This is a genomic window from Gilliamella sp. Fer4-1, assembly GCF_001690515.1.
GTDB lineage: Bacteria > Pseudomonadota > Gammaproteobacteria > Enterobacterales > Orbaceae > Gilliamella > Gilliamella apicola_C.
Genome location: NZ_LZGZ01000171.1, coordinates 1 through 9027, shown reverse-complemented (window position 1 = coordinate 9027; position 9027 = coordinate 1). Strand labels below are relative to the sequence as shown.

The window sequence follows — 9027 nt, the reverse complement described above, 5'->3', positions numbered from 1 at the left end:
TGTTGATTGTTTAGATATAGCGATTAACGTAGAGGATACAGCTACCGATATACCATCATCTGGATTTGGTGGCTTATTATTGAAATTTGGTTTTAATGAAGTACCGCTCACATTAGTTATTACCTTAATTTCATTATTCGGATGGTCAATTAGCTATTTTAGTTTCCGATTCTTTATATTACCGCTATATAATGATATTTTGCTTTATTTTATTATAGGAGCAGTTTTTTTTGTAATTTCACTAATCACCGCTATTTACCTCACTGCATTTGTCATAAAACCTATTCGCCCTATTTTCACAAAACTAAATTTAACTCATGATCATAAATCATTATTAGGACAAATTGTTCTAATACGATCCAGTATTGTCAATAACATTAAAGGAGAAGCTATTTATGAAGATGGTGGAGCGGGATTAATTTTACAAGTTAGAAGTGACAAAGCTTATCAATTTAAGCGTGGAGATAAAGCAGTACTACTACGATATGATATGGCCAATAATTTCTATGAAATCATTAGCATTGAAGAATTTAACGGATAGTCAGAGTTCAATTTTTGGAGAAAAATAAATTATGCATATAAATACTGATACAATAATATTTTTTTTTATAACAATAGGAATTATCTTTCTAGTTATAATGGGGTTTTTCTTATTATTTAAAGCTTTTTATATTAAAGTTCCTCAGGGTACAGCACTTATCGTTAATGATATGACTTCAAAACCCAAAGTACACTTTACAGGGGCCCTAGTTTACCCTGTTATCTATAAAAAAGAATTTATGAAAATTTCATTGATTACTTTTGATGTAGAGCGGCGGGGTAAAGATGGTTTAATTTGTAAAGATAATTTACGCGCAGATATCTGTGTTGCTTTTTATTTACGCGTTAACGAAACGACTGAAGATGTGTTAAAAGTAGCTAAATCTATTGGTGTAGATAGAGCTTCAGATCAAAAAGCAGTAAGTTCACTCTTTAGTGCAAAATTTTCAGAAGCACTAAAAACCGTCGGGAAACAATTCGAGTTATCAAAACTGTTTGAAGATCGCATGAACTTTCGTGAACGCATTATTGATGTTATCGGAAAAGATCTAAATGGTTATGCTTTAGAAGATGTTGCTATCGATTATTTAGAACAAACGCCAATAAAATCTCTTGATCCTGATAATATTTTTGATGCTGAAGGGATTAATAAAATTACATCCATTACAGCTGTTCATAAAGATGAAACCAACAAACGAGAAAGAGATCTTGAACTCGCATTAAAAAAGAAAGATACCGAAACAATTGAAGCAAAACTTGAACTTGAACGACAACAAGCCGATGCTGAAGCAAGACAAAAAAGAGAAATCGAAACAATTCGAGCACGTGAAGCCGCTGAAACGTTAAAAGTACAAGAAGAAGAGCGTTTGAAAGCAGAACAAGCTAGAATTCAATCACAACAAGAAATTGAAGTACGAGAAGAAAATCGTTTACGTGAAGTCGAAGTTGCACAACAAAACCGCTTAAGAGCTATTGCAATAGAAGAAGAGCGAGTTGAAAGAGCTCGTTCACTTGAAATTGTTGCTCGTGAACGAGAGGTTGAATTGCAACGCATTGAAAAAGATAAAGTGCTTGAAGAAGAAAAAAAACTTATTGCCAATGTAATAAGAGAACGTGTTGCTGTTGAAAAAACAGTTGCAGTCGAAGAAGAAAACATTAAAGAAGTACGTGAAGTTTCAAAAGCAGATCGTGAAAAACAAACAACAATTATTGAAGCAGAAGCAAGAGCTGAACAAGAGTTAGTTAAGCAAGTTAAGCAAGCAGAAGCTGACGAACAATCATCAAAACACCGCGCTATTGAAATTAGCACAATGGCACAAGCTGAACTTGAAGCAGCAGCTAAACAAGCAGAAGCCAAAAAACAATTGGCACAAGGTATTGAAGCTGAAGAAGCGGCAATCGGTCTTGCTGAAGCAAAAGTACGTAAAGCACGCGCAGAAGCTGAAGAAAAAGAAGGATTAGTCAAAGCAAATATCACAGCAGAAACTTTATTAGCAGAAGCAAAAGGTAACCAAGAAAAAGGATTATCAGAAGCAAAAGTCATTGAAGCTAAAGCTATTGCAATCGAGAAACAAGGCTTAACAGAAGCTAAAGTACTTGAAGAAAAACTTTCAGCACAAGCTCGTGGTGATGAACGAATCGGTTTAGCCAAAGCATCGTCAACAAAAGAGCAAGGCCTTGCTGAAGCACTAGTAATACGTGAACGTTTAACAGCCGAAGCTAGTGGTTTAGTTGAGAAATTCCAAGCTATGGGCACAATGAGCGAACAATCTCAACACCATGAGGAGTTCCGTTTGGCACTGGAAAAAGGATTTGAACAAGCTATGGCTGCTATTGCTGCCAATAAAGAAATTGCAAGAGAGCAAGCAGATGTTCTTGCTGCAGCATTTAGTAAAGCCAATATCGAAATTGTGGGCGGCAACGATAACTTCTTTAACAGCTTCTCTAAAGCAATTAGTGTAGGTAAAGCTATTGAAGGAACAGTTAATCAAAGCCCTGTTCTTCAATCGGCGTTGCAATCAGTGTTATCACGCTTATCAGGCGATAAGCATGTTGATCTAAAAGAAACATTGCAAAATACTGATTTAAAAGCACTAGCAAAACAATTTCTATCTACAGAAAATGACAATAAATAATGAACATGTTCTTCGATAGTTATTAATTTGGCTTATCGCTATCATCTGTTTTCGGTAGATAATACGTTTCTACCGAAAACAATAAGCTTTTCTGTATAATCATAATGAGTTAAAAATGTCAGAAATACAACAAGATATTGAAAAACAAACAACATTAGATAAAGCAGTTGCCGAAGGCGGTGCTTATGAAATTCTTCGTAAACGTCTAACATCATTAGGGCAAGAGCTTAACCAAAAAACAGAAACATTAAATCAACAACGGCTTTCTGAATTCGGTAAAAGCGATATGTCAATTACCGCGCGAATTCGTATAAGAACTGAAAATAACTGTATAGCAAGAGATATTGTTCGTTTTGGTGATTGGCTATTATTTGGCTATAACGTTTTTTTAGGGTTAAAAAAAGAAACCAAAATTGAAGATGTCTTTTCTCTTTATCAGCTTATCGACCGTGATGGCAATTACGAAGCAGATCCTGTTGCTCTTTCTGATACCTTCTTAAACATTGATCGATTTGTTCAAGATTTTAATGAACTTTATACTTATTATAAAAATGCTCAGTTATTACAACTTGTTGAACGTGATGGTAAGTTACTAGCTAGTTTCCAAATTGGTGAACGGGTAAGTGATATTCGCGTTTTTCGGTGGTCTATATCAACCGATAAAAAAAATATTAATTATATAGATAACCGTGGTGAACGAGATATAGCTCTTCCACCTGCTTATGATTTTGAATGGCAAGAGACCACACGTGAAAATATTATTAATGGGCGATTTCCACATGTTAACGTGTTAGATACTATTTTTGTTGAAACCATTGGTGGTGATTTAACAATAAAATGTGAAAATAACACTAACGATGGGCTTGGAATTTACCGCGAAGATGTCATCGATAAAAATCAATCCATTAATGACGCTAAAATAGAATATGCTAAAGTAGGATCATTGATTCTACTAAAAGTATTACCCTATCGCGAAGATAATTGGCGGTACTTAGTCTATAATACGCTAACACAACAAGTCCAACGAATTGATTTTATTGGTCAAGCTTGTATCCAACTCCCAGAAGATCATGGAATTATTTTCCCTGGTGGTTACTATTTACAAAATGGCGAATACAAAACATTTGATCAATCAATGTCAGGAATGCGTTTTAGACGTATCAGACGTTCACCTAATGGCGAAGATGTTTTATATATATTTTATGATCCAACATCTGGTCGATTAGCATTATTTAACTATAATATGATTGAACGTAAACTCAATAGCCCTATTTTAGGTCATGGTTATGCTGTTTTTGAAGATGGTAGAATGGTTGTGTTCGAGGGAGAAAGTAACGAACCAACTCGGGTCCATCCAATGCAAATATGGCAAACACCATTTTATAGTGATGAATTTGCTGCAAAACAACCAACAAATAATAGCTTTTTAGGTAGAATTGGCAATGCTGAACTAGTTCGAGGCATCTCAGATCTTTATTTTATTGCTCGTGAAATTGACAACCAATCAGTATCATCCCAACTATACAGCAAATTAAGTGAAGACACTAAAAAACTTTTTGATACCTACTTTTGGCTAAATGACGAGAAAAATTTACCTTTTACACCAATTCTTCGTAATATTTCGCAAACAAGCGAATTAGTACTTGATGAATATGAAAAAGTTGAAAGTATACGCCGCCAATCAAATAGCGCTATGCGCGAAGCGATTTCAAATCAACAAGATCTATTAGCAAAATTATATCCTGATAGTTGGAAAGAAACTCAAGAATATGTCGATGCTCTGAATGCAATCAAAATGCAATTAGGTAGTCTTGTCACTTTAAGAACTTACCGTTATATCGATTTAGATCAAATCGATATAATGGAAGATGAACTTAAAAAACGCCAATCTATCGTTTATTTAGCCACAGCAGAATTTCTAGGTAGTGAACAAGCCTTAGAGCCATTCATATCAAAAATTGATAACATTGAAAATGACATTGCGAAAGCAGATTCTGTCGCAAAACTCAGTAAGCCAGCAAAAATGGCTGATGATATGTCTAATGATTTAGATATGCTATCGAAATTAATGGCATCATTAAAGTTTGATGATGTCACATTGCAAACAAAAATCATTGAATCAATTGCAGAAGTTTATTCAAAACTTAATCAAACCAAAGCAAGAATAAACCAAAACCGAAAAAATTTTTCGAGCACTGAAATGGTCGCCCAATTTGGCGCTCAATTCAAACTATTTAGTCAAAGTATAGCCAATGCACTAGGGCTTGCTACGACACCTGAAAAATGTGAAGATGAGCTCTCTAGGCTGTTAGTTCAATTAGAAGAACTGGAAAATCAATTTAGCGAAAGTGAAGAGTTTTTAAATGATATCTTAGCAAAGCGTGAAGAAATATTAGAATCGTTTGAAACACATAAGCAAGCTCTTCTAGAAGACAGAGCTAGACGCAGTGAAGCACTACAAACCGCAGCGCAACGAATTTTAGATAGCATACCAAGAAGAACCGCAAAGTTTTCAGACCAAACAGAACTCAATGCTTTTTTTGTTGCTGATCCTTTAGCCCAAAAAATTCGTGAAATCGTCGAAAAACTAAGAGCACTATTTGATAATGTTAAAGCAGACGATATTGAATCCCGATTCAAAAGCGCACAAGATCAAGCAATCCGCGCATTACGTGATAAATCAGAAATTTTTGAATCAGGCGGTAATGTCATAAAACTTGGGCCAAGACATAAGTTTAGTGTCAATACACAGGAACTTGATCTAACAGTCGTACCTAAAGCAGACCATCTATATTTACAATTAACGGGTACCGATTATCAAGAAAAAATAGAACATCCTAAACTAGAAAGCTACAAACCATTTTGGACAATTTCATTAGAATCAGAATCACCTACAGTCTATCGTGCAGAATATCTTGCTTATTCAATCATTAATTCTGCATTAAAAAAAGATGATGAATTAACTTATGAAAAACTCAATACGCAATTAAATCAACCTGAACTATTGAATAAAACTGTTCGTGATTATGCAGCAATACGATATCGAGAAGGCTATGAAAAAGGCATTCACGATCATGATGCTGTAAAAATATTATTAAAAATTATTCCACTAGGTGAGATAGCAGGCTTACTACGTTATAATCCTTTAGCACGCAGTCTAGCTATGCTTTATTGGCATTATAATCAAAAAAATGACATCGCTAAGTTATGGCCTGAACGCGCTAAAACCTGTCTAGATATTTACTCACTGTTTGGGCATGAAGAAGGCTTAAAAAATCTTCGTACAGAGATATTTGAAGAACTCAGTTTATTTCTACAAAAATATCCAATACAACATGATAATTATCATGTTAAACAAGCATCCGAATATTTAAGCTATATATTAGCCGAAACACCACAACAATTTACATTAAGTAAATATAGCCAAATATTGTTTGAAGGATTAAAAACGCAACTAGAGCAATCTCACATGTGGGTGGACTTTAATCAATCACAAATAAGCCTTATGACACGATTAGCAGATCGTTGGAATCTAATCGAAAGTTGGTTTAAAGGTCTATGCACCCTACCCCAGTATCAAAAATTTGTAGCTTATATTGCTGAAGCAACAATGCTATGTATATTAGATAAAGAAAATGGTATAACCTCAACAGTTAGCGAAGTTGACCTTGATATTACCGTTAATGATCTATTAGGCGAACATCCAAGCATTAAGCAAGGGCAATTAAATATAAATCTAGATGACTTCTTCAGTCGTATGCGTAAACAATCGCGTGTAGTAATTCCAGAATTTAAGCATTACCAAATGCTTCGCCAAGAAGTTTTAGAAGAACAACGCCATTTTTTACATCTTGAGGAATTTAAAGCAAAACCATTAAGTTCATTTGTACGTAATAAACTCATTAATCAAGTTTACCTACCAATTATTGGTGATAACTTGGCAAAACAAATGGGAACTGTAGGAGAAAGTCGTCGTACCGATTTAATGGGATTATTATTACTCATATCCCCTCCAGGTTATGGTAAAACAACCTTAATGGAATATATTGCCAACCGACTTGGTTTAATTTTTATGAAAATTAATGGACCAGCGTTAGGGCATAGTGTGTTATCTTTTGATCCTGAGCAAGCACCCAATGCAACAGCCCGCCAAGAACTTGAAAAGCTTAACTTAGCACTTGAAATGGGTAACAACGTTATGCTTTATCTTGATGATATCCAACACACCAACCCTGAATTTTTACAAAAATTTATTTCACTATGTGACGGCTCTAGGCGCATTGAAGGGGTTTGGAAAGGAAAAACCAAAACGTATGATCTTCGTGGCAAAAAATTCTGCGTAATTATGGCTGGTAACCCCTATACCGAATCCGGTGAAGTTTTTAAAATTCCTGACATGTTGGCTAACCGTGCAGATATTTATAATTTAGGGGAAGTGCTTGGCGGAATGGATGAAGTATTTGCATCAAGCTATATTGAAAACAGCTTAACCTCAAATCCTATCCTTTCCCCTCTTGCCTTACGTGATCTTAATGATCTTTATCTATTAATCGATCATGCACAAGGAAAGCCACTCAACACTAACGAGCTTAGTTATGCTTATAGCCAAGCCGAAATTAATGAAATTGTTGCAGTACTTCGTCATCTATTAAAAGTTCGTGAAGTAGTATTTAAAGTTAATCAACAATACATTATTAGTGCGGCACAATCTGATAAATATCGAACCGAACCTCCATTTAAGTTGCAAGGTAGTTACCGTAATATGAATAAACTTGCAGAAAAAATATCCTCAGTGATGAATGATGAAGAACTTAATCAGATTATTGAAGATCACTACCTTGGAGAAGCACAATTGCTTACTAATGGAGCAGAAGAAAATTTATTAAAATTGGCAGAAATCCGTAATGTACTTACTGAAGAACAAACAAAACGCTGGCAGCAAATTAAAACCGACTTTATGCGCAATAAAACACTTGGTGGTGATGAAGCTAATACAGGAGCTCAAATTGTTACACAACTTGCTGATCTAGTACAAAGCGTACAAGCACTAAAGTTATAAAATAAAAAGCTTAAAAATAAGCATACCAATAGATCGATCGTTGGTATGCTTATCTGTATAAGCAACACCTTGTCAAAATGGCTATATTGAACGATTTAATCGTACCTATCGTACTGAAGTACTCGATTTATATCTTTTTAACAACTTAGCGCAAGCAAGGAGAATAACCGAAGAAGGGTTAACGATTTATAACACCGAAAGACCGCATGAGGCATTAAATAACATGACACCGCTTGAGTATAAAACATTAAAACAGGCAGCTTAATTTTCTACATAAGTTGTGTACTAAGTTTGGGGTATTTACAGAAGGCTCTAAAACGACGTTGATTGCAACGACTATCACTCATAAAATCCATTGACCAACATTCACCTTGTTTATTGGGAACCAATAACTTTTCTGGCTCCTGAGGTGGAATTCATTGTTTTCGTTTGGTTTTAAGATTCAGTTTTAACTCACAATACACCCGATAAACACGTTTATGATTCCAACGATATCCCAGCTTTCTGATTCGATTAAAACACTTAGGAAAGCCCCAGCGTAAATGTCGGTCTGTGATAGCATTCAACACCGAAACAATCACCGAATCATCCAGTAACTTAGGTTGATAATAGTAAGCTCAACGACTTAAACCAACAATGGCACAACTCATAGCAATAGTAACTGAATGATTTTTTTGTAGCGCCTATGCCCACGTTTTACGTACCTTTGTGGGCACTAAAGCTTTTTTATGATTTCTTCCTTACGCTGTGATTTTAAACTTAGCTCAGCAAACATCTGTTTAAGCTTACGGTTTTCAGCCTCCAGCTCCTTTAAGCGTTTAATATCCGACGTTTCCATACCACCGTATTTTTCCCGCCATTTATAGAAAGTTGAATTACCCATGCCCTATTTACGACAGAGCTCCTTGACAGGAATACCCGCTTCAGCTTCTTTTAAAATAGCGACGATTTGATGTTCAGTCATTTTTTTCATAATTGAATCCCCTTTACTTTTATCATAGAGAATTTTCTACTTTTTTGCTGTACTATTTTAGGGGGTAGTTACAGCACGCTGTTTACGGCAGTGGGCGAACTTTCCTCAATTGGATAGTCAGTATCAATGGAATGATGAAGAAAACAGTGTCACGATAATCCACCAAGATGGCAGTAAAAGTTATTATAAGCATAATACCCATGGTAAATTAATCCAAAAAATATCTGCGGCGGGTCATGTACAAAGCTACGAATATAATGATAAAGGGCAACTGACAGCTGAAATTGATGGCGAAGGTCATATTACCTATTATGATTATT

6 protein-coding genes and 1 pseudogene are annotated in these 9027 nt (G+C 35.1%); 5 read left to right on the top strand and 2 right to left on the bottom strand.

What is annotated here, in order from left to right:
• The 4 genes and pseudogenes from A9G30_RS12920 to A9G30_RS12365 form a co-directional block, all read left to right on the top strand.
• The coding region (locus A9G30_RS12920; RefSeq protein WP_065588371.1) for a hypothetical protein at positions 1 to 541 on the top strand (541 nt) is incomplete at its 5' end.
• A gap of 97 nt (positions 542 to 638) precedes the next feature.
• Complete coding sequence (locus A9G30_RS06010; RefSeq protein WP_442903099.1) at positions 639 to 2675, top strand: hypothetical protein; 2037 nt, start codon at positions 639 to 641, stop codon at positions 2673 to 2675.
• Between the two features lie 115 nt (positions 2676 to 2790).
• The gene (locus tag A9G30_RS06005) at positions 2791 to 7734 is read left to right on the top strand and encodes a DNA repair ATPase (protein ID WP_065588370.1); all 4944 of its coding nucleotides are present in this window, start codon (positions 2791 to 2793) and stop codon (positions 7732 to 7734) included.
• Positions 7735 to 7801: 67 nt separating this feature from the next.
• Positions 7802 to 7999 (top strand): annotated as a pseudogene (locus A9G30_RS12365) (integrase core domain-containing protein); the annotation flags it as partial.
• Between the two features lie 151 nt (positions 8000 to 8150).
• Here A9G30_RS12365 and A9G30_RS12360 read toward each other — a convergent pair.
• Positions 8151 to 8315, bottom strand: a complete 165-nt coding sequence (locus A9G30_RS12360; protein ID WP_176700860.1) for an IS3 family transposase — start codon at positions 8313 to 8315, stop codon at positions 8151 to 8153.
• Positions 8316 to 8449: 134 nt separating this feature from the next.
• Positions 8450 to 8617 carry a transposase gene (locus A9G30_RS12665; RefSeq protein ID WP_141672020.1) on the bottom strand — a complete coding sequence of 56 codons (168 nt, stop codon included), beginning with the start codon at positions 8615 to 8617 and terminating at the stop codon, positions 8450 to 8452.
• Between the two features lie 199 nt (positions 8618 to 8816).
• On the opposite strand from A9G30_RS12665, the gene A9G30_RS05995 reads away from it, so the two are divergent.
• Positions 8817 to 9027, top strand: a 211-nt coding sequence (locus tag A9G30_RS05995; protein WP_141672019.1) for an RHS repeat domain-containing protein, incomplete at its 3' end; no start/stop codon positions are given.